Origin of the sequence: Micromonospora violae (assembly GCF_004217135.1) — a bacterium.
GTDB lineage: Bacteria > Actinomycetota > Actinomycetes > Mycobacteriales > Micromonosporaceae > Micromonospora > Micromonospora violae.
Map to the genome: position 1 here is coordinate 6,235,030 of NZ_SHKK01000001.1, position 23,242 is coordinate 6,258,271.

Annotated in this window: 17 protein-coding genes; 7 read left to right on the top strand and 10 right to left on the bottom strand. The window is 72.0% G+C overall.

Features of this window, described 5'->3' with window-relative positions:
• Window positions 1-9: 9 nt before the first annotated feature.
• From EV382_RS28200 to EV382_RS28215, 4 genes are read right to left on the bottom strand one after another with little or no spacing between them, the layout of a single operon-like run.
• A complete protein-coding gene (locus EV382_RS28200) occupies window positions 10-849 on the bottom strand; it encodes a hypothetical protein (protein WP_130406794.1) in 840 nt (279 codons plus the stop codon).
• A complete protein-coding gene (gene dgoD, locus EV382_RS28205) occupies window positions 843-1,988 on the bottom strand; it encodes a galactonate dehydratase (RefSeq protein ID WP_130406796.1) in 1,146 nt (381 codons plus the stop codon). Before dgoD ends, EV382_RS28200 begins: the two co-directional genes overlap by 7 nt.
• Window positions 1,985-2,695 (bottom strand): FadR/GntR family transcriptional regulator, encoded by a 711-nt coding sequence (locus EV382_RS28210; protein ID WP_130406798.1) that lies wholly within the window; start codon window positions 2,693-2,695, stop codon window positions 1,985-1,987. Before EV382_RS28210 ends, dgoD begins: the two co-directional genes overlap by 4 nt.
• A gap of 35 nt (window positions 2,696-2,730) precedes the next feature.
• Window positions 2,731-3,477: an SDR family NAD(P)-dependent oxidoreductase gene (locus EV382_RS28215; protein ID WP_130406800.1), complete on the bottom strand. Its 747-nt coding sequence runs from the start codon at window positions 3,475-3,477 to the stop codon at window positions 2,731-2,733.
• Window positions 3,478-3,636: 159 nt separating this feature from the next.
• On the opposite strand from EV382_RS28215, the gene EV382_RS28220 reads away from it, so the two are divergent.
• From EV382_RS28220 to EV382_RS28240, 5 genes are read left to right on the top strand one after another with little or no spacing between them, the layout of a single operon-like run.
• Window positions 3,637-4,932 carry an ABC transporter substrate-binding protein gene (locus EV382_RS28220; protein WP_130406802.1) on the top strand — a complete coding sequence of 432 codons (1,296 nt, stop codon included), beginning with the start codon at window positions 3,637-3,639 and terminating at the stop codon, window positions 4,930-4,932.
• 1 nt (window position 4,933) lies between these two features.
• Window positions 4,934-5,854 carry a carbohydrate ABC transporter permease gene (locus tag EV382_RS28225; protein ID WP_130406804.1) on the top strand — a complete coding sequence of 307 codons (921 nt, stop codon included), beginning with the start codon at window positions 4,934-4,936 and terminating at the stop codon, window positions 5,852-5,854.
• The gene (locus EV382_RS28230) at window positions 5,851-6,672 is read left to right on the top strand and encodes a carbohydrate ABC transporter permease (protein WP_130406806.1); all 822 of its coding nucleotides are present in this window, start codon (window positions 5,851-5,853) and stop codon (window positions 6,670-6,672) included. Before EV382_RS28225 ends, EV382_RS28230 begins: the two co-directional genes overlap by 4 nt.
• Window positions 6,669-8,756, top strand: coding sequence for an alpha-galactosidase (locus tag EV382_RS28235; RefSeq protein WP_130406808.1), 2,088 nt, complete (start codon window positions 6,669-6,671; stop codon window positions 8,754-8,756). Before EV382_RS28230 ends, EV382_RS28235 begins: the two co-directional genes overlap by 4 nt.
• A 46-nt stretch (window positions 8,757-8,802) precedes the next feature.
• Window positions 8,803-11,016 carry a DUF8189 domain-containing protein gene (locus EV382_RS28240; protein ID WP_130406810.1) on the top strand — a complete coding sequence of 738 codons (2,214 nt, stop codon included), beginning with the start codon at window positions 8,803-8,805 and terminating at the stop codon, window positions 11,014-11,016.
• 49 nt (window positions 11,017-11,065) lie between these two features.
• Here EV382_RS28240 and EV382_RS33855 read toward each other — a convergent pair whose 3' ends face one another.
• Entirely contained in the window at window positions 11,066-13,513 is a 2,448-nt protein-coding gene (locus EV382_RS33855; RefSeq protein WP_130406812.1) for an ATP-binding protein, read from the bottom strand.
• A gap of 106 nt (window positions 13,514-13,619) precedes the next feature.
• Window positions 13,620-16,700, bottom strand: coding sequence for a S8 family serine peptidase (locus tag EV382_RS32945; RefSeq protein ID WP_165435876.1), 3,081 nt, complete (start codon window positions 16,698-16,700; stop codon window positions 13,620-13,622).
• 171 nt (window positions 16,701-16,871) lie between these two features.
• Here EV382_RS32945 and EV382_RS28260 point away from each other — a divergent pair, with 171 nt between their 5' ends.
• On the top strand, window positions 16,872-17,696 hold the full coding sequence (locus EV382_RS28260; protein ID WP_130406816.1) for a protein kinase family protein: 825 nt from the start codon (window positions 16,872-16,874) through the stop codon (window positions 17,694-17,696).
• A 437-nt stretch (window positions 17,697-18,133) separates the two neighbouring features.
• Here the strand turns inward: EV382_RS28260 and EV382_RS28270 are convergent, their stop codons facing one another.
• The 3 genes from EV382_RS28270 to EV382_RS28280 form a co-directional block, all read right to left on the bottom strand.
• Window positions 18,134-19,384 (bottom strand): HNH endonuclease signature motif containing protein, encoded by a 1,251-nt coding sequence (locus EV382_RS28270; RefSeq protein ID WP_130406820.1) that lies wholly within the window; start codon window positions 19,382-19,384, stop codon window positions 18,134-18,136.
• A 112-nt stretch (window positions 19,385-19,496) separates the two neighbouring features.
• Entirely contained in the window at window positions 19,497-20,150 is a 654-nt protein-coding gene (locus EV382_RS34025; RefSeq protein WP_425271946.1) for a histone H1-like repetitive region-containing protein, read from the bottom strand.
• Window positions 20,050-20,529, bottom strand: coding sequence for a winged helix-turn-helix transcriptional regulator (locus EV382_RS28280; RefSeq protein ID WP_130406822.1), 480 nt, complete (start codon window positions 20,527-20,529; stop codon window positions 20,050-20,052). Before EV382_RS28280 ends, EV382_RS34025 begins: the two co-directional genes overlap by 101 nt.
• Window positions 20,530-20,631: 102 nt before the next feature.
• On the opposite strand from EV382_RS28280, the gene EV382_RS28285 reads away from it, so the two are divergent.
• Complete coding sequence (locus EV382_RS28285; RefSeq protein ID WP_130406824.1) at window positions 20,632-22,224, top strand: MFS transporter; 1,593 nt, start codon at window positions 20,632-20,634, stop codon at window positions 22,222-22,224.
• An 88-nt stretch (window positions 22,225-22,312) separates the two neighbouring features.
• Here EV382_RS28285 and EV382_RS28290 read toward each other — a convergent pair whose 3' ends face one another.
• The gene (locus EV382_RS28290) at window positions 22,313-23,179 is read right to left on the bottom strand and encodes an oxidoreductase (protein WP_130406826.1); all 867 of its coding nucleotides are present in this window, start codon (window positions 23,177-23,179) and stop codon (window positions 22,313-22,315) included.
• Window positions 23,180-23,242: the final 63 nt, after the last annotated feature.

Consider the following 23,242-nt stretch of genomic DNA (forward strand, 5'->3'; position numbering starts at 1 on the left):
CAGGTGTCCTCAGTGGATGCGGTGAGCGGAGATGGTGAGTCGCCAGGTGACCTCACCGGTGGGTGGGACGACCGCCGCGTCGTCGGGGCCGGCGTCGGCCAGGTCGAAGGCGGCGCCGAGCATCGGTTCGACGCCGACGCTGCGGTAGGGGCCATCGACCGGCCAGCCGCCCAGGTTGCGCCAGAGCGCGGTGCCGTGGGGTTGGTCCGCGCACTCCAGCTCCAGGGTCAACCGGTCGACTCCGTCGATCACCTGGACCCGGGCGCAGTCGAGCAGCACCGCGCCGAGCGCGGTTCCGTCGTCCGGACCGAATTCGTCCAGGGCCAGCCCGGCCGGGGCCGGCCACGGCCCGGTCAACCACGGGTCGCCGGTGGGCCAACCGCCCGGGGGCAGGAGCGCGGCGGCCTCCGGGTGCAGCCGGGTCGGGGTGCCGGCGGGCGCGTCGAGGCGGGCGGCGGGCGAGAGGTCGAGCAGGGCGTGCGCGGCCCAGACGAACCGGTGCCCAGGGTCGGCGGCCAGCCGGTAGTCGGCCACCACCACGCCGCTCTCGTCGGTGATCCGGCGGGTGAGAGTGAACGTCGGCCGTTCGATGACCACGGTGCCGGGGCCGGCGTCGCGCCACGGCCGCGACCACACCTCGCCGTGGTCGGGCTCGCCGCGCACGGTGGGCAGGCACTCCTCCAGCCCACCGGCGTCGACGAACGTGTCGTCGGGGCGTACGTCGTGCCGGCCGGGTGCCGGGCCGCGCCAGAGCCACTCCCGGCCACCGCCGTGCAGACTCGTCCACCGGCCGCCGTGCGCCGCGTCGTACGCCACCCGCAGCGCCACCGGCGTCGCGTCGGTCACCACTCGGCGAACGACCCGTCGGCGTGCTGCCAGACCGGGTTGCGCCAGGCGTGTGGGGTCTGGGCGGCCTTGCGGACCGCCGTCTCGTCGACCGTTATGCCCAGGCCGGGCCGGTCGAGGCGGGTGATGTGCCCGTCCACGAACCGGAACGGCTCCGGGTCGATCAGATAGTCCAGCAGCTCCGAGCCGGCGTTGTAGTGGATGCCGATGCTCTGCTCCTGGATCAGGAAGTTCGGTGTCGCGAAGGCCACCTGGAGGCTGGCCGCCAGGGAGATCGGGCCCAGTGGGCAGTGCGGGGCGAGCAGCGCGCCGTACGTCTCGGCCAGCGCGGCGATCCGACGGACCTCGGAGATCCCACCGGCGTGCGACAGGTCCGGCTGAACCACGGCGACCCCGGCCTGCAACGGGCCGAGGAACTCGGACCGGTCGTAGAGCCGTTCGCCGGTGGCCACCGGGATCGGCGTGCTGGCGACGATGCCGGCCAGGTGGTGTGCCTGGTCGGGCAGGACCGGCTCCTCCACGAAGAACGGGCGCAGGGCGGCCAGCTCGGGCAGGATCCGGCGGACGGCGGCCATTCCGGCGCGACCGTGGAAGTCCACCGCGATGTCCCGGTCGGGGCCGAGCACCTCGCGGGCGGCGGCGACCCGGCCGATGACCGCGTCCACCTCGGCCGAGGTGGGGATCGGCGAGAGCCGCCCACAGGCGTTCATCTTGACCCCGGTCAGACCGGCGGCGACCTGCGCGGCGGCGGCGTCGGCCACCTCGCCGGGTTCGTCCCCGCCGATCCACGAGTAGATCCGCACCCGGTCGCGCACCGGCCCGCCGAGCAGCGCGTGCACCGGCGCGCCGTACGCCTGCCCGGCGATGTCCCAGAGCGCCTGGTCGAGGCCGGCGACCGCGCTGGAGAGGATCGGGCCGCCCCGGTAGAAGCCGCCCTTGGTGAGCACCTGCCAGTGCTGCTCGATGCGCAGCGGGTCGGCGCCGATCAGATATTCGGCGAGCACCTCGACCGCGCTGCGCACCACCTCGGCGCGGCCCTCGACCACCGGCTCACCCCACCCGACCAGCCCGTCGTCGGTCTCCACCCGGCAGAACAACCACCGTGGCGCGACCAGGAAGGTCTCGATCCGCTCGATCTTCACTGACTGCCCCTTCGTCCCCGTGCCTTCTCGACGTCGCGGACGGCCTTGTCCAGCAACTGACGCATCGCGGTCTCGGCCGCCGTCTCGTCCCGGTCGCGCAGCGCGTCGACCACCGCGCGGTGGCTGGGCACCGGGTCGTCGTGCGGGGTGCCGCCGTGCACCAGCCGGTCCCGTTCGGCGAGCCCGGTCTCCATCACCACCTCCATCCGCTCCAGCAGCTCGTTGTGGGTGGCGGTGAGCAGCGCGCGGTGGAAGGCGAGGTCAGCGGCGATGGCGGCGGCGGGATCGCCGTTGGCCTGGGCCATCTCGTCCAGTGCCCGGTCGAGGGCGGTCAGGTCGTCCTCGGTGGCGCGGGTGGCGGCCAGTCGTGCGGCGGCCGGTTCGATGATGGCGCGCACCTCGTGCAGTTGGTCGAGCAACCGCTGGTCGGTGCCCTCGGCGAACTGCCAGCGAATCACGTCGCCGTCGAGCAGGTTCCAGTCCGCACGGGGTCGGACGAAGGTGCCGCGCTTCTGTCGCGCGTCGACGATGCCCTTGGCGGAGAGGACCTTCAGCGCCTCACGGAGCGCCGTGAGGCTGACGTCGAACTCCTCCTGCAACGCGGCGATGTTCAGGGTAGCGCCGGCGGCGATCTCACCGGTGAGGATGCGACGGGCGATCGCTTCGACGGTCTGCCCGTGGACGCCGCGGCGTGCGTACTGTGCCAATGCTCCTGGCCTTTTCGCTGGTCGGTATCGATCTCTCAGGCCGAGGCTTTCACCGCTGTCCAGCCACCGTCCACCACCAGGCTCGCGCCGGTGACGTAGGCGGCGTCCGGCGAGGCGAGGAAGGCGACTGTCGCGGCCACCTCGTCCGGTGTGCCGAAGCGCTTCGCGACGGTCTCCCCGATGCTGCGTCGCTGGTCCTCTTCGGACACGTCGGCCCACGCCGCGGTGAGGATCGGCCCGGGCAGCACGGTGTTCACCCGGACCTGGGGGCCGTACTCGACGGCGAGTTGGCGGCCGAGTGCGACCAGGCCACCCTTGGCGGCGGCGTACGCGGGTCGGCCGGGCAACCCGACCAGCGCGTGCACCGAGGAGATCAGCACCACCGCGCCCGAGCGGGCCCGCAGGTCGTCCAGGCAGGCGCGGACGCCGAGGAACGAGCCGGTGAGGCTGACGCCGAGCTGGTGGTCCCAGGACTGCCGGCTGGTCTCGTGCGCCGGGGCGACCCGCACGGCGTACGCGGTGCTGACCAGGATGTCGACGGGGCCGAGGCGGTCCCGTACGGCGCTCACGGCGGCCGTCCAGTCCGCCTCCTCGCTGACATCGGCCACTACGGACAGTGCGCGGTCGCCGCGCGCGGTCAGCTCCTCGGCCAGCGGGGTCGGATCGGCCACGTCGAGCAGCGCGACGCCCGCTCCCTCGGCGGCGAGCCGCCGCGCAATGGCCGCACCGATCCCACCCATTGCGCCGGTGACCAGCGCATTTTTGCCCTCAAGCCGGCGCATAGGCTGATCCACCTGACCCTCGCCTTGGTCTCGTCTAATCATTAATTACGAAGATATCTTGACAGCCGGCGAGGGTCGATGCAACCTTCTCGTCACAGCATTCACATGGACGACACATCGCGCGGTGACGCTGCGTGTCGTAGAGGAAGGGATACCTCCGTGAGCGACTTCGACCCCGGTCGCCGGCGATTCCTTGGCCACCTCGGGCTTGCCGGCCTGGGCGCGCTCGGCGCCAGCTCGTTCCTCAGCGCGTGCGCCAGCTCCGCCAGCGGGCCGAGCACGAGCAACGGCTCGGGCGCGGTCACCATCCAGTCCAACCTCTCCTCGCCGCAGGCCAAGGCGGCGATGGAGAAGCTGATCGAGACCTTCAACGCGCAGGGCAAGGGCACCGCGAGCCTCAACACCATCGCCTCGGAGACCTTCCGGACCCAGCTGCCGACCTACCTCACCTCGGCCAACCCTCCGGACCTCTACACCTGGTACGCGGGCTCGGTCGCCAACGACTACGCCAGCAAGAACCTGCTGCTGGATGTCTCCGACGTCTGGAAGTCGCTGGGCGACTACCCCGAGTCGCTGCGCACCCTCTCCACCGACGCCACCGGCAAGCAGATCTTCGTGCCGATGAACAACTACTGGTGGGGCTTCTTCTACCGCAAGTCCAACTTCGCCAAGTGGGGCGTACAGGAGCCGAAGACCTGGACCGAGTTCCTGGCGCTCTGCGAGACGTTGAAGAGCAAGGGCATCCCGCCCATCGGCATCGGCCTGGGCGACACCCCGTGGGTGGCCTCGGCCTGGTTCGACTACCTCAACATCCGGATCAACGGCGCACCGTTCCACCGCGAGCTGCTCGCTGGCAAGCAGCGCTTCGACGACCCGAAGGTCAAGGCGGTCTTCAGCCGCTGGCGCGAGGCCCTGCCCTACTTCGATCCCAAGGGCAAGGCGTACCCGTTCCAGGAGGCGACCACCGCGCTGCTGGCCGGCAAGACCGGCATGTTCCTGATCGGTACGTTCTTCGCCGACGCGGCACCCAAGGACGCGCTCGGTGACCTGGACTTCTTCCGGTTCCCGATCATCGACCCGGCGGTGCCGCTGGCTGAGGAGGCACCGACCGACGGCTTCTTCGCCAGCGCGAAGAGCGCCAACCCGACCGGCACCAAGGCCCTGCTCACCTACCTGGCCGGGGTCGAGGCGCAGGAGGCGTACGTCAAGGCCAGCTCCGGCATCGTGCTGCCGGCCAACCCCAAGGCCAGGGCATCGGACTCGCCACTGGTGGCCAAGGGCAAGGCGATGCTGGGCGAGGCCAGGGAGCTGACCCAGTTCTTCAACCGGGACTCCAGCGACGCGCTCCAGCCGACCGCGGATACCGCACTGACCAAGTTCATGGACAAACCGGACCAGATCGACGCGATCCTGCGGGAGTGGCAGGCCGGCGCCGAGAAGGTCTTCAAGGGCTGACGTGACGGCAACGATCTCCACGACTTCGGTCACCCCCACCCGGCGGCGGCGACGGTCGGCTCGACTGTCGCCGCTGCTGGTGGCGTTCGTCCTCGTACCGTTCGCGGTGGAGAGCGTCTGGGTGTTCTGGCCGGCGATCCAGGGCTTCTGGTTCTCCCTCACCCGCTGGGACGGGATGACGCCGCCGACCTTCGTCGGCACGGACAACTACGTCGAGTTGGCCGGCGACGCCACCTTCCGGGGTGCGCTGGTCAACACGGTGATCTGGCTGGTGCTCTTCGGTGGCCTCTCCGTGCTGGGCGGCTTCGGGATGGCGCTCGTCCTGCAGAAGGAGCGGCGCGGGGTCGGCTTCTACCGGGCCGCGCTGTTCACCCCGGTGGTGTTCTCGCTGGTGGTGACCGCTCTGGTCTGGCGGGTCTTCTACCAGCCCGACGGCATCGCCGACACGCTGCTGCGGGCGGTCGGGCTGGAGCAGCTGATCCGGCCCTGGCTGGCCGACCCCCAGACCGCCCTGTACGCGGTGATCCTGCCCGCGCTGTGGCGGCAGATCGGCTACGTGATGGTGCTGTTCCTGGCCGGGCTGAAAGCGATCGACCCGGCGCTGCACGAGGCGGCCCGGATGGACGGCGCGAACTCCTGGCAACGACTGCGGCACGTCACCATCCCCCAGCTCAAGGGAGTCAACGCGGTGGTGCTGTCGGTCATCGTGATCGACTCGCTGCGCTCGTTCGACATCGTCTGGTCGCTGACCAAGGGCGGGCCGTACCACTCGTCGGAGCTGCTCAGCACCTACATGTACTCGACCGCGTTCCAGAGCCTGCGGCTGGGCTACGCCTCCGCGATCGCTGTCGTGATCTTCGTGCTCGCGCTGGCCGTCATCCTCGGCTACCTGGTCCGCGCGTTCCGGGAGGAAGCGTCATGAACAAGCTCCGTACCGGGGCCTTCCACACCGGCATGATCCTGCTCTCGCTGCTCTGGCTGGGCCCGGTGCTCTGGGTGGTGGTGATGTCCACCCGGTCGTTCGACGACATCGCCGCGCACGGCGTGGGCAGCCTGCCCCGTTCGTTCACCCTGGACACCTACCGACAGGCGTGGACCGACGGCGGCGAACTGCGCGCGCTGATCAACAGCATGCTGGTCACCGTCCCGTCGGTGCTGGTGAGCCTGGGGCTGGCCGCGATGGCCGCCTTCGCGCTCAGTCGCTTCCGGATCCCCGGTCGGCGGACCATCCTGCTGTTGATGCTCGCCGGCAACCTGCTCCCACCGCAGATCCTGCTCATCCCGGTGGCCAAGTTCAGCGAGCTGACCGGTCTGTACGACACGCTCTGGGCGCTGATCGCGGTGCAGGTCGGCTTCGGGCTCGGCTTCTACACCTTCGTCCTGCACGGCTTCATGCGGGACCTGCCGCACGAGATCCAGGAGGCGGCCACCATCGACGGGGCCGGCACCGCGCAGATCTTCACCAGGGTGATGCTGCCGCTGACCCGACCGGCGCTGGCCGCTCTCGGGGCGCTCTCCTTCACCTGGATCTTCAACGACCTGCTCTGGGCGATCACCGTTCTGCGTACCGACGACAACATGCCGGTCACCCCGGCGCTGCTCGCCCTCCAGGGGCAGTTCGTCTCGTCCTGGAACGTCATCGCCGCCGGTACGGTCATCGCGGCCGTCCCCACCGTCGCGGTGTTCCTGCGCTTCCAGCGGCACTTCGTCTCCGGCCTGGCGCTCGGAGCGGTCAAGTGACCGCCGAGGCCGGGCGGCGCTGGACGCTGCGCGGTACGCACACCGAGTACACGGTGCGGGTGCCCGCCCACGGCCGCTGGCTGGAACTCGTCGCCTGGGGGCCGCACGGGGTCTCCGACGGGCCCTCGCCGGTCGGCTACGACGGCCCGGTCCCGTTCCTCACCGCGGGGGACGCGGCCCCGATCGAGTACGCCACCGATGCCGACCGCCCGTTCACCGGCGCCGACCTGGTGATCGAGACCGCGAACGGGCAGCGTCGGGTGGGCTTCGTGCACACCGACGCGCGGGTCGACGCCGACCAGCGGGAGCTGGCCGTCGACTTCGCCGACCCGGTCACCGGGCTGCGCGCCACCGTGCACTACCGGGTGCCCGTCGGCACCGACGTGGTGCAGCGGTGGGTCGAGCTGACCAACGACGGCACCGACGCGCTGCGGGTGATCCGGGCCGGATCGGGCGGGTTCTGCGTACCGACGCCGCACGGCGCGCTGCTCAGCCACCAGTGGGGGCAGTGGGCGCAGGAGTTCCAGCTCTCCCATATCGAGCTGGGCCACGGCGCGTTCAGCATCGGCAGTTCCCAGGGCGTACCCGGGCATCTGCACGTGCCGTGGCTGGCCGTGCGGGACACCGCCGAGCCGGCCGGACCGGCGTGGGGGATGGCGCTGGCCTGGACCGGCTCGTGGGAGATCAGCGCCGAGCGGGACACCGGCGGGCTGACCCGGGTCCGGGTCGGCCGTCAGCTGGTCGACGGCCCGTTGGAGTTGGCCGCGGGCGAGCGGCTGACCCTGCCGGTGGTCACCGGGGCGTACAGCCCGGACGGCCTGGACGGGCTGGCCCGGGTCTGGCACACCCACCAACGGTTGCTGGCCGCCGACCGGCTCACCGGACGCCCGGTGCTCTACAACTCCTGGGAGGCGACCTACTTCGCGGTCGAGGCGCAGAGTCAGCTCGCGCTCGCCCGGATCGCCGCCGAGCTGGGCGTGGAGACGTTCGTCGTGGACGACGGCTGGTTCGTCGGCCGCAACGACGACACCGCCGGGCTGGGCGACTGGACACCCGACCCGGCGAAGTTCCCGGCCGGGTTCGACGCGTTCATCGCCGACGTCCGCGCCCTCGGGCTGAACTTCGGGCTCTGGGTCGAACCGGAGTGCGTCAACCCGAAGTCGTCCCTGTACGCCGAGCACCCGGACTGGGTCTACGCCGTCGACGGTCGACCGCTCACCCCGGTCCGTAACCAGTACCTGCTCGACCTGGGTCGGCCGGAGGTCGCCGAGTTCGTCCACTCCACCGTCGACGGTCTGCTGCGCCGCTACGACATCGACTACCTGAAGTGGGACTTCAACCGGCCACGCACCGAGCCGGGGCGGTCCGGTGGGGTGGGCCCGGTCGACCTGGACGGCGCGCACGTCGCCAACCTGCACCGGATCTACGAGCGGTTGCGCCGCGACCATCCCGGTGTACTGATCGAGGCGTGCGCTGGCGGGGGCGCGCGGACCGACCTGGCGATGGCCGCCCGCGCCGACGTCTTCTGGCCCAGCGACAACACCGGCCCGCTGGACCGGCTGGCCATCCAGTACGGCTTCCTGCACGCCAACGCCCCGCACCTGCTCAGCTCCTGGGTCACCGACGCGCCCGGCCTGTTCGACCCCCGGCCGCGCACGCTGGCGTTCCGGTTCGTGCTGGCGATGGCCGGTGTGCTCGGCATCGGCGCGGACATCCGGGCGTGGACCCCCGCCGAGCGGGCCGAGGCGGCCAGCTGGATCGCCCGCTACAAGGAGATCCGGGACGTCGTCACGCACGGCGAGGTGCACCTGATCGGTGGCCCCGACCAGGCCCGCTGCGCGGTGCAGTACACCGCGCCGGACGGGGACCGGGTGGTCGTCCTGGCCTGGCACACCGGCCGGCTCGACGGCACCGGCCTGCTGCCGTCCCGCCCGGTCCGGTTGCCCCTGCGCGGCCTCGACCCGGCAGCCCGTTACTCGCACGGCGACCGGCACTACTCCGGCAGCCACCTAACTGCGGTCGGCCTGCCCGTGCAGTGGAGCGCGACCCATGACGCCGACCTCATCGTGCTGACCCGCGGCTGAGGTCGGAGTACCACCACCCCCACCCCCGAGGGACAGGAGTACCTCCATGCGCCTGAACCGACAGCTGACCGCTGCCCTGGCCGTGCTCGGCCTGGGCCTGGCCAGCCCCGTGCCGGCGATGGCCGGCCCACCCCACGCCGACCCACCGCAGGCCGGCCACGGGCCCGGCCGCCCCGGCCACGCCCCGACGGCCACCGGCGCGGAGGACCAGGGCGCGCCGACCTTCTTCAACAGCGGGCTCGCCCCCACGCCCTACCAGGGCTGGAACACCTACTTCGGTCTCGGTGGCGATCCCACCGAGGCCGAAGTGCGGTCGGTCACCGACCACATGGTCCACAGTGGCCTGCGCGACGCCGGCTACACGTACGTCTGGATCGACGGCAACTGGGCCGCGCCCACCCCGCGTAACGAGGCCGGCAACCTCGTCGCCGACCCGGCCCGCTTCCCCGGCGGAATGGCGGCGCTGGCGGCGTACATCCACAGCAAGGGCATGAAGGCCGGCATCTACACCGACGCCGGCCCCTACCTGCCGGGGCAGTGCGGGCTCGGCAGCAACGGCCACTACCAGGCGGACATCGCCCAGTTCGCCAGCTGGGGCTTCGACGCGCTCAAGGCCGACTGGCTCTGCGGCCGGGCCGCCGGCCTCGACCCGGAGACCACCTTCCGGGAGTTGGCCGAGGCGGTCCGCCAGTCACCCCGACCGATGCTGCTCAACATCTGCAACCCGGTCAGCTCGGACTGGGGCGGCGGCCCGTACACCCCGGAGCAGCTCTCCACCTGGAGCTACACGTACGCGCCCACCATCGCCGACTCCTGGCGGACCTACACCGACGTCGGGCTCACCGACCCGACCCCGCAGTGGGCGTACCCGTGGGTGCTGCGCAACATGGACGTCAACGCGTACCACCCGGCGGCCACCGGGCCGGGACACTACAACGACCCGGACTACCTGCTGCCGATGCGTCCGTTGCCCGACGGCGGGTACGAGCTGAGCCTGGAGGAGTCCAAGACGCAGCTCGGCATGTGGGCCATCATGGCCGCGCCGCTGGTGATCGGCTCCGACCCGCGTGGCCTGCCGCAGGAGATGATCTCGGCGCTGACCAACCCGGAGATCATCGCCGTGGACCAGGACCCGCTGGTGCGGCAGGGTGTCAAGGTCGCCGACACCGGCACCGACGCGCAGGTCTGGAGCAAGGTGCTCGCCGGCTCCGGCAAACGGGCCGTCGCACTGCTCAACCGGCACGACACCGTCCAGCAGATCACCGTGAATTTCGCCGACGTCGCTCTCGGCGGGTCGGTCCGGGTCCGTGACCTGTGGTCCCGGTCCACGGTGGACGCCCAGCCGGGCACCCCGGGCGTACAGCCGTTCACCGGCTCGTACACCGTCGAGGTGCCGGCACACGGGGTGGCCATGCTCGGCCTGACCGGCACCGACCAGGTCGCCGGCGCCGACCTCGGTGGCACCGCCAGCGCCAGCCCCGCGCTGGTCCGGGTGGACGACACGCACGCCACCGCCTTCGTCCGCGACGCTCAGGGTGCCCTGACGGTCAACACCCGTTCCGGTACGACGTGGGAAAGCCGGTGGACCTCCCTCGGCGGCCCGGTCGGCGGCCGGATCCTCGGCCAGCCGACGGCGTACGGCTCCGCCGACGGGCGGATCGACGTCTTCGTCCGCGGCACCGACAACGCTGCCTGGCAGCGCAGTTACGTCGCCGGCAGGTGGGGACCGTGGCACAGCCTCGGCGGCACGCTCACCGACGCACCCACTGTGGCCTGGACCAGCCCGACGCGGTGGACGCTGGTCGCCCGCGGTGCCGACGGCAAGCTCTGGTCGCGCACGCCGAGCGCCGGCTGGACCGGCGTGGGTGCTCCCGAGGACCGGCCGTTCTACGGCCGGCCGAGCGCTGTCGTCGACGACGCCGGCGTGCTGCACGTGGCGGTCCGCAGTCGCACCGACGAGGTGTGGTGGAGCAGCCGGACCGGCACCACCTGGTCGGCCTGGGCCAACCTGGGCGGCACCACCAGCGGCAGCCCGACCCTGCTCGCCACCTCCGGCCGGGTCTACCTGTTCGCGTTGGCCGCCGACAACCGGCTCTGGCAGCGCAACCTGACCGACGGCGCCTGGGGCGGCTGGTTCCGACGCGGTGAGTTCGCCACCGACGCGTTCCGGGGTGCGCCCGGGGCCGCCGCCGGTGCCAACGGCAGCGCCTGGCTGGCGGTACGCGGCGTGGACGACCGGGTGCACCAGGTCATCCTCTGATCCACGGTGGCGGGCCGTCGGTTGACGGCCCGCCACCACGCCAGCGTGGTCAGGCCGGGACGAGTTCCCGGCATCGGCGCAGGGCGGCCAGGGCCAGCGGTGCGTCCCGGCCCGCGATCCCGGCCTCCAACTCGGCGACCGCCGCCGCGGCCCGTGCCGGATCACCGGCTGCGGCTGCCGCCTCGGCCAGCACCAACACGGCATCGCCGGCCCACGCCAGGATGCCCTTTCCGCGTACCAGCGCCAGCGCGTCCGTCGCGTGCCGGACGGCCTCGTCCGGGCGTTCAGCCAGGGTCAGTCGGGCCAACGCCGAGAGCGCCTGCACCAGCGGCCAGATCGCCCCGACCCGTCCCGCGTCGGCCACCACCTCCCGCAGCGCCCGTTCGGCCATCTCCACCTCCTCGGCGCTGTCGTCGCCGCCGCTGGCGGTGCCGGCGGTACGGGCCAGCACGGTCGCCAGTTCGGCCCGCGCGTCCAGGAGGGTGACCGGCATCCGTTCGGCGCTGGCGACCAGCCGGCGGAGCCGTTCGGCGAGTCCGTCCAGTCGGCCAGCGGCCCGGTCCAGTGACAGTTCGGTCGCCTCCACCAGGGTCGCCAGCCGCTCGTACCCGGTCTCGTCGACCAGTACCCGCCCGGCCGCCAGGAGCGCTTCGGCCTGCTCCGGGTGACCGGCGTGCAGCGCGCCCTGGGCCCAGTTCAAGCAGGCCCGCGCATGCTCGCGGGGTCGGTCGGCCAACTCGGCGGAAGCGCGAAGCTCCCGGATGATCGCCCAGGCCGCCGGGTCGCCCAGCTCCAACAGCAGCGAGGCTCGGGCGATGCGGACCGCGAGGTGCGCCGCCGGATAACCGCTGGCCTCGGCGACGCTCTCCGCCTCCTCGCAGCGGGCCAGGTGGTCGTCGACGTGCCGGCCGACGACGGTGTCGGGGGCGGCGAGGACCGCGAGCGCCGGGGCCTTGCGGCGCGGCGCGCGCAGGTACGGCACGGCACGCTCGATCTCGGTGTACCCGCGCAGCGCCTCGCCCTGCTGGCGCAGCATCCGCCCGAGCACCAGGCCCAGCTCACCGCGGGCACCCGGCGGCAGCCGCCGGTCGCCGAGCAGTCGTTCCAGCACCGGGATCGCCTCGGCCTGGCTGAGCCCGTCGATGGCCGACCGGCCCAGCTTGGCGGCCAGCCGAACCCGTACCGGTCGGGGAAGTTCGGCGATGTCCATCGTCTGGAGCAGGAAGCTGGCGGCGGTCGCGTCGTCGCCGCGCTCGGTGGCCAGGTCAGCGGCCGCCTCGGCATTGCGGACGAAGTCTGCCCCGCTGCCGGCCCGACGGTAGTGGTGCGCCAACTGGGCCACCGGCCTGGGCAACTCCTGCTCCAACACCCGTGCGACGCGCAGGTGCAGCCACTCCCGGCTTTCCCGGGGCACCAGGTCGTAGACCACCTGTCGGGCCAGGTCGTGGCGGAACCGTAGGCCGTCCTCGGCGTCATGCAGCAGGCCGGCCCGGTGTGCGGCGGTCAACGCCGTGCCGATCGCCATCCGGTCCAGACTGAGCACCGAGGCGAGGATGCGCTGATCGGGCGTCATCCCCAGCACGGCCGCCGCGCCGAGCACCTCCCGGGTGGCCTCGTCGAGCGGGCGCAGCCGCCAGAGGAGTACGTCCCGGAGGACGAACGGGACACTGTCGTCCGCCAACGGGTCGCCGCCCCGCTCGGCGAGCGTACGCAGCACCTCCTCGACCACGAACGGGATGCCGGCGGTGCGGTCGAGCAGGGTGGCGGTCAGCTGCTGCGGCGGGTCAGCGAGCCGCAGGGTGCGGGCCGCCAGCCGGCGTACGTCGTCGGCGTCCAGTGGACCGAGCGGAACGCGCGTGACGCTCCACGGAGGAGTCCGCGCAAGGGTATCGTGGATCGGTGTGCTGCTCCCCGGCGTCGCCGTACGCGCGGTCAACACCACGGCCAGCCCGGCCACCGGGTGGGTGCTCAGGTAACCGACGAACTCGCAGGTCACCGGGTCCGCCCAGTGCAGGTCCTCCAGCAGGAGGGTGGCGGGGCTCAGGGCGGCGAGCACCGCCGCGACGGCACGGAGCAGGCGATGCCGCTCGGCCGCCGGGTCGGCCAACTCCGGTGGCGCGTCCGGCAGTACGTCGACCAGCTCGGGCAGCAGTGGCACGAGGGCGCCGGCCACCGGGCTGAGCGGGCCCAGTCGGTCGGCGCTGCCCCGGATCGCGTCCAGCAGGACGCCGAGCGGGAAGGGCTCGGGCACGTCGTCGCACTCGCCGACCAGGTGCCGCCCGGGAAGGTCGGCGAGCAACTCGGCGACCAGGCGACTCTTGCCGATGCCGGGTTCGCCTTCGAGCAGGATCAGGCAGGGCGGGGTGGCGACGAGCTGGCGTAACTGGGCCAGCTCCGTCGCGCGGCCGACGAACTCGACGGGCCCGCGCAGACGTTCGGGGCGGACGGGAGATGGGCTCCCGCCGCCCCGTGTCGTGTCCTGGCCGCCGTCGATCACCGTGGGCCGAGCAGATCACTCCGGCGGTGGCCAACGGCCAGCCGGCGGACCGATGGTGACCTGGGTCACGCACCGGGCCGCCGGCCCGTCAGGTCTGTCAGGTCCGTCAGGATTCGACGGTGACCGGCACGGCCTTCAGCGAACCGTCACCGTTGCGGAACTCCAGCACCCCGACGTAGCGCTTCCCCGGGGCGAGCCCGGACCAGCGCAGGGTCAGGTTCGCCGTCGCGCCCGGCTGCACGCTGCGCTGCTTCGGGTCGACGACGGTCCGGCCGACGGAGGTGCCCGGCGCGCCCGGCAGGTAACTGGTGATGGTGTACGTGCTGTCCTCGTGCCCCACCGGCATGTTCTCGGTGTACACCTGCGTGAGGATGAGGGTGTAGTCCCCGGGGCCCTCCGGCAGCTCCACCTTGGCACCGATGCGACTGCTGGGGTGGCCGCCGATGTACTTACCGGCCTTGTCGTAGACACTGAGGTCGAATTCGACGCACTCCGTCGTGTCGTCGCCATCTTCCGGGTCGTACGAGCAGGTGCGCAGGTCGGACGTCACGTGCACGTACGGGTTGCGGGTGCCGGCCGGCACGTGCAGCGTGCTCTTGTGCATGGACGCGGGCAGCGGTGCCGGCAGGTTGTCCAGCGAACCCCAGTCCCAGGACGGGCCGTCACCGTGCAGGGTGACCTCGCTGCTGGTCCCCGCGGTCAGGCCGGAGAGCTCCGAGATCAGCTTCCCCTTGTAGCCGACCTCGGCGGCGATCCGGACGCTGCCGGAGGTGCCCTTGCCGGTGATGGCGTCCGGGGCGATCAGCCCGGAGTTGCGTACGACCAGCGGGCTGCGTACCTCGTGCTTGAACTGGTCACGCCAGGTCAGCGAACCGTCGGACCAGGTGTCGAACGCGCCGCCGGTGTTGGTGACCTCCACGGTGAAGCGGGCGGTCCGGCCGGGCTTGATGTGCATCTTGGCCGGGGTGACCTTGACCTTGTAGCCCGGCGGGGCCTGCACCGACGAGGTGTAGGTGCTGGTCTTGTCGCTGACGTTGGTGACGGTACGGGTGACCGACTGCGTGCCCACCATCCGACCCAGCGAGATCGACGGGTAGTTGAGCTGGGCGGTGTCGATCGCGCCGATCGTGTCGCAGCCGTCCAGGTCGCCGAGACCGTACTCACCGCCCCGGTCGGCGGACACCCCGCACAGGTACTTGATCCAGTCCTGCTGGTTGGAGTCGTAGACCAGGCCCGGGTCGAAGGCACCACCCGGCTCGACCTGACCGGCACCGTAGTTGAGCGGGGTGGCGTCGTACGTGCCGATCTTGATCGGGTTGCCCTTGTCGGTCTTGTCCACCGCGCTGGTCATCAGCGCCGAGCGGACCGCAGCCGGCGACCAGCCGGGGTGCTTGGCCAGCAGCAGGGCGGCGATACCGGCGATGTGCGGGGCCGCCATCGAGGTGCCCGACTCCAGCGCGAAGTCGTTGCCGCCGATGGACGGGGAGAACGCGGCGATGATGTCCTGGCCGGGCGCGCTGATGTCCGGCTTGAGCAGCTCGCCGGCGTTCAGGTTCGACGGGCCCGCCGAGGAGAAGGCGGCGACCGCGGGAGCCTCGACGATCTCCAGCTTGCTCGGCGAGATGGTCGCCGTGGCGTTGCCCTTGGCGACGTACGTGGTGACCGTGGCCAGGTCGACCTCGTTGATGTGCACGGTCGGCACCGTCTGCACGTCGGCGTTGAGGGAGTTCAGCTCGTCGTTGTACAGCACCATGCCGACCCCGCCGGCCCGCGCCACCTCGATGCTCTTGTCGGTACGTGGGACCTCGCCGCGCAGGCAGAGCACGATCGCGCCCTTGACCTTTGCCGGGTCCAGTGTGTCGTCCGCGCAGAAGCTGGCACCGTAGGCGCTGTTGGGGTCGACCGCGCTGTCCTTCGAGAAGACCAGTCGGGCCGGCCCGACGCCGGTCTCGCCCATGCCCACACCGGCGATGGTGGTGCCGTCGCCGAGGGTGAGCGTGCGGGTGTTCTGCCGGTCGGTCGTGCTCGCGGCCACCGTGGTCAGCCAGGGCGTCGAGTTGTCGACGGTGTTGGCGAACGGGCCGGAGTTGCCGGCGGCGGCGGCGACGAACACCCCGGCAGCGGCCGCGTTGAAGAACGTCGCGTCGACCGCCCCGAACCGCTCGGTGTCGTCACCGATCGAGTAGTTGATCACGTCGACGCCGTCCGCGACCGCGTCGTCGATGGCGTGCACGATGTCGATGTCGGTGCCGGTCGCTCCACCCGCACCGTTGTCGTACAGCGCTTTGTAGATCGCCAACCGGGCGGCCGGCGCCATGCCGGAGATCATGCCCAGGTCCTGGGTGCCCGACGTCGCCCGCACGCCGTGGATGCCGGCGGCGGTGCTCGCGGTGTGGGTGCCGTGGCCGTTACGGTCGCGCGGCGAGGCGTAGTCGTCCGGGAACGCGTCGGCGATGCCACTGTCGTTGTACCAACGCGCCCCGATCACCTTGTTGTTGCAGGTGACCGGCGCCTCGACGCCGACGTCGCAGGTGCCCTTCCACTTCGCGTCGATGATGGCCTGGTCGGGGCGTGGACTGGGCAGCGGCGCGAAGCTCGCGCTCTCCGGCCAGAAGCCGCTGTCGATGACTCCGACGATGACGCCCTCGCCCGCGTGCGGGTCCCCGCCGAACTCCTTCTCCCACACCCCACCCTTGCCGGTCAGGCCCAGGTAGTCCGGCGTGTGTGAGGTGGCGGCGTGCACCTTGCGGCTCTCGTACACCGCTCGGACGCCCTTGGTGGCGCGCAACTGGGCGGCCTGTCGCCCGGTCAGGTCGGCGGCGAAGCCGTTGAACGCGGTCTCCATGGTGACGCGGGTGCGCTCGGCGGGCACGCCGACACGGTCCAGCACCGACTGACGCTTCTGACGCAGGTGATCCCGGTAGGCGTTGGCGTTCCCGGACGTGCGGTTCAGCTTGGCGCCGTCGGCCGGCTTGGTGGCCGCGATCCCGGGGACCCCGCCGGTGTAGGTGGCCAGCGGCTCCTCGTCGAGCTGGACGAGGTAGCGGACTGTCGGTCCACTGCTGGCCGGCGCCGCGGTGGCGCTGGCGGGCAGGCTGGTCAGGCCGGCGGCGGTCAGCGCCGCCGCGGCCAGCAGGCTGATCCCGTGCCTGGCCCGTCCGGTCCGATGTGTGTTCGGTTGTGGCACGTCGTTGCCTCCACGTTCGGTGCCGGCCGCCACGACTGATGGCGGTGGCCGAAACCTAGGATCGGTACCGATCATCGAGAAGCGCCCGTAACCTGGCCGTCATCTTGGAAACAAGCTCGTAACACAACAGGTACTTTGCGCGTCATTTCGGGACGTCGACTCGGGGGATCCATGACGATTAGTCGACTGTCCGTGCCGCCGGTCGAGTCCGCCTTCGTGGTCTTCGACGCCCAGAGCTCCGGCTGCCTGTCGTACGGGGTCGAGGAGGCGGGCCGCCGCTGGCTCGTCAAGACGGCCGTCACGGTCGAAGGCCGAGCCTCGCTCACCCGGGCCTGCGCGATGCACGCCGCAGTCCGCCATCCGGCGATCGTCCGTCCTGTCCGGACGATCCACGGCGCGGCTGGTCCGACGCTCATCTACCCCTGGCACGACGGCAGCGTGCTGAACCATGCCACCGTGCACGGCACGGACCGCAGCGCGCTGGCCCGATTCCAGCAGCTCCCGCTTCCGCACGTCGAGGCGGCGCTCGACGCGATCCTCGACGCCCACCTCGCCGTCAGCGCCGCCGGCCTCGTCGCCGTCGACCTCTACGACGGCTGCTTCCTGTACGACTTCGCCGCCGGTCGAATGCGGTTGGTCGACCTCGACGAGTACCGACCCGGGCCGTTCGTGCTGGAGGCGGACCGGCTGCCGGGATCACGCCGCTACATGGCGCCGGAGGAGTTCGTCCGTGGCGCGGTCATCGACGAGCGGACCACCGTGCACGTGCTCGGCCGCACCCTGCACCACCTGCTCGATTCGCCGGAGGGCACCGGCGATGCCGCCGGCCACCGCCGTTCCGCACGGGCCGCGAAGCGCCGGCGGGATACACCGGAGGCTTGGCGGGGCACCGCCAAGCAGCGCCGGGTCGTGGAACGAGCGACGAGGCAGGCGCCAGCCGCCCGGTACCCCGACGTGCCAGCCCTGGTCCACGCCTGGCGGTTGGTGACGCCATGAACCGGCCCGTGGCACGTCCCCACCGACGGGCCGCGTGCCGATCATGTCGGGTGCGGGGTGCGGGGTGCGGGGTGCGGGGTGCGGGGTGCGGGGTGCGGGGTGCGGGGTGCGGGGTGCGCGAGGGCGCAGGGCCAAAGGCCCGAGGTTGGGGTGTGGGACCGGGGTCCGGGGGTGGTGGGCCAAGGCCCAGGGCCGGGTGCGGGGCCGGTGTGTGGGGGTCGGGGTGTGGGGGCCGGGGTGTGGGGGTCGGGGTGTGGGGCCCAAGGCCCTGGTGCGGAGCCAGCCCACCGCCAGCGGCGGGAGTTGCGCCGCCAGGGGGCGCGGGGTCGGGGTGTAGGGCGTGGGCGCGGCCCAAGGCCTGGGGGCCGGCTGCGGAGCCGGGGCCCGGGGGCCAGGTGCGGGGCGGGGCCGGGGCTGCGGGGGACGAGCGAGGGCTCCTACGTGCGTCGGTGGTAGTGGTTGCGGCGGGGGAGTTGTTTGGGGTCGAGCCAGGTGGGTGGTGTGAATTCGGGGTGGCCGTCGTTGGCGAGTCGGACGGTCCAGTTGGTGTGGTGGAGGTGTCGGTGGTGGTGGCCGCAGAGCAGGACGGCGTTGGTGAGGTTGGTGGTGCCGCCGTCGGCCCAGTGGTGGATGTGGTGGGCGTGGCACCAGCGGGGTGGTCGGTCGCAGCCGGGGAAGGCGCAGCCTTTGTCGCGCAGGACGAGGGCGCGGCGGAGGGGTCCGGTGATGAGGCGGCGTTGTCGGCCGAGGTCGAGTGGTTGGCCGGTGCTGTTGAGGACGGCGGGGAGGATGGCGGCGTCGCAGGCGAGGCGGCGTACGACCTCGGGGGTGAGTTGCGGGCCGGTGTCGAGGGTGCCGGTGCCGAGTTGGTGGGTCAGTTCGTCGTAGGTGGTGGTGACGACGATCTGGGCGGGTTCGCCGCCGCTGTCGGGTAGTTCGCCGGTGCGTAGGGCGAGTCGGCAGACGTCGGTGAGGGCGTCGTGGCGGCGTTGCCCGGGGGTCCGGGTGTCGTCCGGTCCGGACGGGGCGGTGAGTGGGTCGATGGTGGCGCGGAGAAGGCCGGCGGTTTCGGCGTCGAGGATGCCGGTGAGTCGTAGGCGGCCGTCGGTTTGTGTGGACAGGGTGAGGTGCCGGTCGCGGTCGGCGCGGGCGGCGTCGGCGTCCAGGGCTTTTTGGGTGGCGGCGTCGGCGAGGTCGGGGGCGACGTGGTCGAGGATGCGGGTGCCGAGTTTGCGCAGCAGGGTGGGGTCGAACTGCCCGGCCCACTCGACGAGCACACCGACCGCTTTGTCGGCGGCTTCCGCGCCGGCCGTGGTCTGCACGGTGGTGACGGTGTCCGTGATGACCCGGGCCTGATCCAGGGTGATGACACCGTCGGCCAGCGCTTGGCGGACGCCGGGGTTGCCGCTGTCCAGGGCGGTGGCGAGGTCAACGAGCCGGCGGGCGGCCGGAACGGTCAGCCGCAGCCTTTCGCGCAACCAGACCGCGGTGCAGGAGGCCCCTTGCGCGCGGGCGATGCCACGACCGTCGACCTCGCGGACCAAGGCGAGTTTGACGGCGGCGAGACGCTGCTCCAACCGGTGCGCGGCCTCCAGCGCACCGACCAGATCATCCTCGCTGAGAGCCCAGGCGGCAGCGTCAACACAGGCGGCGACCGCGTCGTCTGCCTGCGCCAACTCCTCAACCATGACCCAAGACTAGAACACGTGTACGACACTTTCAGTCGCCATGATCAATGGTTGGCGGCGCCTAATGCCAATCAAGGCGCCTCTGCGACCAGGCCGGGCCAGGCGCGATCATTTAAGGACCGTGTGGCGCTGTGCCGCGCCGCGCCGCGCCGCGCCGCGCCGTGCCGCGCCGCGCCGTGCCGCGCCGCGCCGTGCCGCGCCGCGCCGTGCCGCGCCGCGCCGTGCCGCGCCGCGCCGTGCCGCGCCGCGCCGTGCCGTGCCGCGCCGTGCCGTGCCGCGCCGTGCCGCGCTGCGCCGTGCCGTGCCGCGCCGTGCCGTGCCGCGCCGTGCCGCGCTGCGCCGTGCCGTGCCGCGCCGTGCCGTGCCGCGCCGTGCCGCGCCGCGCCGTGCCGCGCCGCGCCGTGCCGCGCTGCGCCGTGCCGTGCCGCGCCGTGCCGTGCCGTGCCGTGCCGTGCCGCGCTGTGCCGCGCCGTGCCGTGCTGCTTGAGCCGCCTGTGCCGTGCCGTGCCGTGCCGCGCTGCGCCGCGCCGCGCCGCGCCAGCTCGTGGTTGCCGCCGGGGCAGGTGACGCGAGAGAGGTCGTGCCAGGGTGTCGCGAGAGGGGCCGGCCGGCGAAGCGCGGGCCGGAACCGGTGGTCCAGGGTTGCGTGGTCGGTGACGCTCTGGTCAGTCGCGCCTGACGAGTCCGGGCCCGGCGGTGATGTCGATCTCGCCGTGTGTGATCTCGTGGCCGGCGGCGCAGCGGAGTACCGCGCGGATCGGTTCACCGCAGTCGTGGTGGGTGGCGATGACGGAGGGGCCGGTTTCGGTGGGGGCCCAGGTGTCGCCCCAGTTGCGCAGTGCGGTGATGACGGGCAGGAGTTCGCGGCCCTTTTGGGTGAGTTGGTACTCGTGGCGGGTGCGCTGACCGGGCTCGCGGTAGGGAATTCGTTCGAGCAGTCCGGCGGTGACCATCTCCTTGAGTCGGGCGGCCATGGCGGGCTCGCCGACGCCGACCCGGCGGACGAAGTCGTCGAAGCGGCGTGTGCCGAGCAGGGCCTCGCGCATGATCAGCACCGTCGACCTGCCGCCCACGATGTCCATCGCCCGGGCCACCGAGCAGTTCTCACTCGTCCAGGAGTCGCGATCGTCACGTAGGTCTGCCATGCCGTCCAGCGTACCTGACTTGCGTTAGGAGTAGCCAGGTGCTTCACTGGGTCGCGCTGACTTCGGCACAAGCAAGTCAGACTCTAGCCTGAAGGATCTTCAGTGACCACCAGCGCCCCGGCCCCGACTCCACCCGCAGCGACCCCACCCACAGCGACCCCACCCACAGCGGCGCCACCTGGGCCGGCCGCCACTGCCCGCTCGTCGTTCCGCGGCTCCCGCCCGGTGACCCTGATCGCCATGTGTCTGGGCGCGATGATCACGTTCCTACAGATCACCGCCACTGTCTCCGCGCTGACCACGATCCAGCGGGACCTGCGGGTCGACCCGACCACCGTGGTCTGGATTCCCAGCGCCTACACCCTGATGGTGGCGAGTGTCGTGCTGTCCGGGGCCACCCTGGGCAGCCGCTACGGCCGCAAGCGCATGTTCGGTGCCGGGATCGTCACGATGATCATCGGCGCAGCTGTCGTGGCCAGCGGTCCGACGGTCGCCTGGGTGATCGTCGGGCAGTTGATCGCCGGCCTCGGCGGAGCCCTGATCCTGCCGAACAGCCTGGCGATCCTCGGCGCGACCTTCACCGACCCGCACCGACGGACCGAGGTCATCACCGCCTGGTCGGCGGCGTCCGGCATCGGGCTCGCGTTCGGCCCGCTCATCGCCGGTGCCCTGCTGCGGCACCACTCGTGGCACAGCGTCTACCTGTCGACGATCGCGCTGGGCGTGGTCACCCTCGTCGTCGCCATCGTCGGGGTGGCCGAATCCCGGTCGAGCGCCGCTCGGCTCGACGTGCCCGGCCTGCTGCTGGGCACCGTCGCCATCGCCGCCGCCGTGTACGCGCTGATCCAGGGCGGCAAGGTCGGCTACACCAGCCCGGTGGTGTCGACGGCCTGGGTCGTCGCGGCCGTCGCGCTGGTCGCCTTCGTGCTGGTCGAGCTGCGTACCAGCGCGCCAATGCTTGACGTACGGCTGTTCCGGTCCGCGTCGTTCAGCGCTGTCATGGTCGTCGGCGCGGTGTCGTTGTTCGGTTTCACCGGTGTGGCGATCCTGCTGGTGCTCTTCCATGAACGTGCCCAGGCGCTCAGCCCGCTGGACACCGGCTGGCGGATGCTGGTGCTCTTCGGCGCCTACGTGCTGGTCGCCTTCGGTGCCGGGCGGGCGATCCGTCGTACCGGATTCAAGGCGCCGTTGACCCTCGGCCTGGTTCTCGCCGCGGTGGCGAGCTTCGCCCTGGCGAACCAGGGACCGACCACGTCGTTCGGTGACCGTTGGGCCCTGTTCGCCCTGTTCGGCGCGGCCAGCGCGCTGGTGGTGGCTCCGGCGACGGCGGCGGCGATGGCCAGCGTCGCGCCTGCCCAGGCAGGCATGGCCTCCGGGGCGGTCAACGCCGCCCGGCAGGTCGGCTCGGTGCTCGGTTCGTCCCTGCTCGGCACGCTCCTCACCACCACGATGGTGGCCGACCTGCCGGGTCGTCTCGCCGCGCACCAGGTCGGCGAACCCACCCGCACGGCCGTGCAGGCGGCGGTGGCCTCCGGTGCCAGCGGCGACCAACCGCTGCCCGACCCGGTCCGGGCGGCCCTCGCCGAGGCACTGACCTCCGGGGTCCAGGCCGGGCTGCGGATCAGCGGGATCGTCTTCCTCGTCACCGCCGTGCTCGCGCTCACCCTCATCCGCAACCGGCCGCACAAGCACTAGTACACCGGCCGCACGCGCACGAGGACGCCGGCCGCACAAGCACTAGCACGCCGACCGCGCACGCACGAGCACGCCGGCCGCGCACGGACTAGAACGCGAGCCCGTCCAACTCCTCGATCGCGTCGGCCGGCATTTTCAGGTCGGCGGCGGCCACGTTCTCCCGCAGGTGCGCCATGCTGGAGGTGCCGGGGATCAGCACGGTGGTGGGGGAGCGCTGGAGCAGCCAGGCGAGGGCGACCTGCTGCGGTGAGGCGTCCAGTCGGGCGGCCACGCCGTCGAGCCTGTCGGACTGCAACGGCGTGAACCCGCCGAGCGGGAAGAACGACGCGAACGCGATGTTCTCGGCCGCGCACCTGTCCACCAGGGCGTCGTCCTGCCGGTTGGCGAGGTTGTAGAGGTTCTGCACGGTCACCACCGGGGCGATGGCCTGGGCCTCGGTGAGCTGGTTGAGCGTGACGTTGCTGAGTCCGAGGTGTCGGATCAGCCCCTGGTCCCGCAGCTCCGCCAGGGCGGCGAACTGCGGACCGAGCGGCGCTTCGATGGCGCCCCTCGGCGTACCCACCCGAAGGTTGACCACGTCGAGGACGTCCAGGCCGAGATGCTCAAGGTTCTCCCGGACCTGGGCCTTGAGGTCATCCGGCGTCAGCGACGGGATCCACGAGCCGTCGGCGCCGCGTCGCGCGCCGACCTTGGTGACCAGGTGCAGATCCTCGGGGTACGGGTGGAGCGCCTCGCGGATCAGCTCGTTGACGACGACGGGCCCGTAGAAGTCGCTGGTGTCGATGTGTCGGACGCCCAGGTCGACGGCCTCACGGAGTACGGCGAGTGCCTGTTCGCGGTCGCGGGGCGGGCCGAAGGCACCCGGGCCGGCCAACTGCATCGCCCCGTAACCCATCCGGCTCAGGGTGAGGCCGTCGGCGGGGGTGACAGCACCGCCGGGAAGGTTGTCGCTCATGTCATCCTCTGTCCGTTGTCGTGACGTCTGCGGCCGGTGGGAGGCGGCCCTCCGACGACTGTC

Excerpts from the sequence above, each read along its gene's own strand:
- EV382_RS28270 (WP_130406820.1), bottom strand. The coding sequence starts at position 19,384 with ATGGTTGAGGAGTTGGCGCAGGCAGACGACGCGGTCGCCGCCTGTGTT.
- EV382_RS28290 (WP_130406826.1), bottom strand. The coding sequence starts at position 23,179 with ATGAGCGACAACCTTCCCGGCGGTGCTGTCACCCCCGCCGACGGCCTC.
- EV382_RS28230 (WP_130406806.1), top strand. The coding sequence starts at position 5,851 with ATGAACAAGCTCCGTACCGGGGCCTTCCACACCGGCATGATCCTGCTC.
- EV382_RS28280 (WP_130406822.1), bottom strand. The coding sequence starts at position 20,529 with ATGGCAGACCTACGTGACGATCGCGACTCCTGGACGAGTGAGAACTGC.
- EV382_RS28240 (WP_130406810.1), top strand. The coding sequence starts at position 8,803 with ATGCGCCTGAACCGACAGCTGACCGCTGCCCTGGCCGTGCTCGGCCTG.
- EV382_RS28260 (WP_130406816.1), top strand. The coding sequence starts at position 16,872 with ATGACGATTAGTCGACTGTCCGTGCCGCCGGTCGAGTCCGCCTTCGTG.
- EV382_RS28215 (WP_130406800.1), bottom strand. The coding sequence starts at position 3,477 with ATGCGCCGGCTTGAGGGCAAAAATGCGCTGGTCACCGGCGCAATGGGT.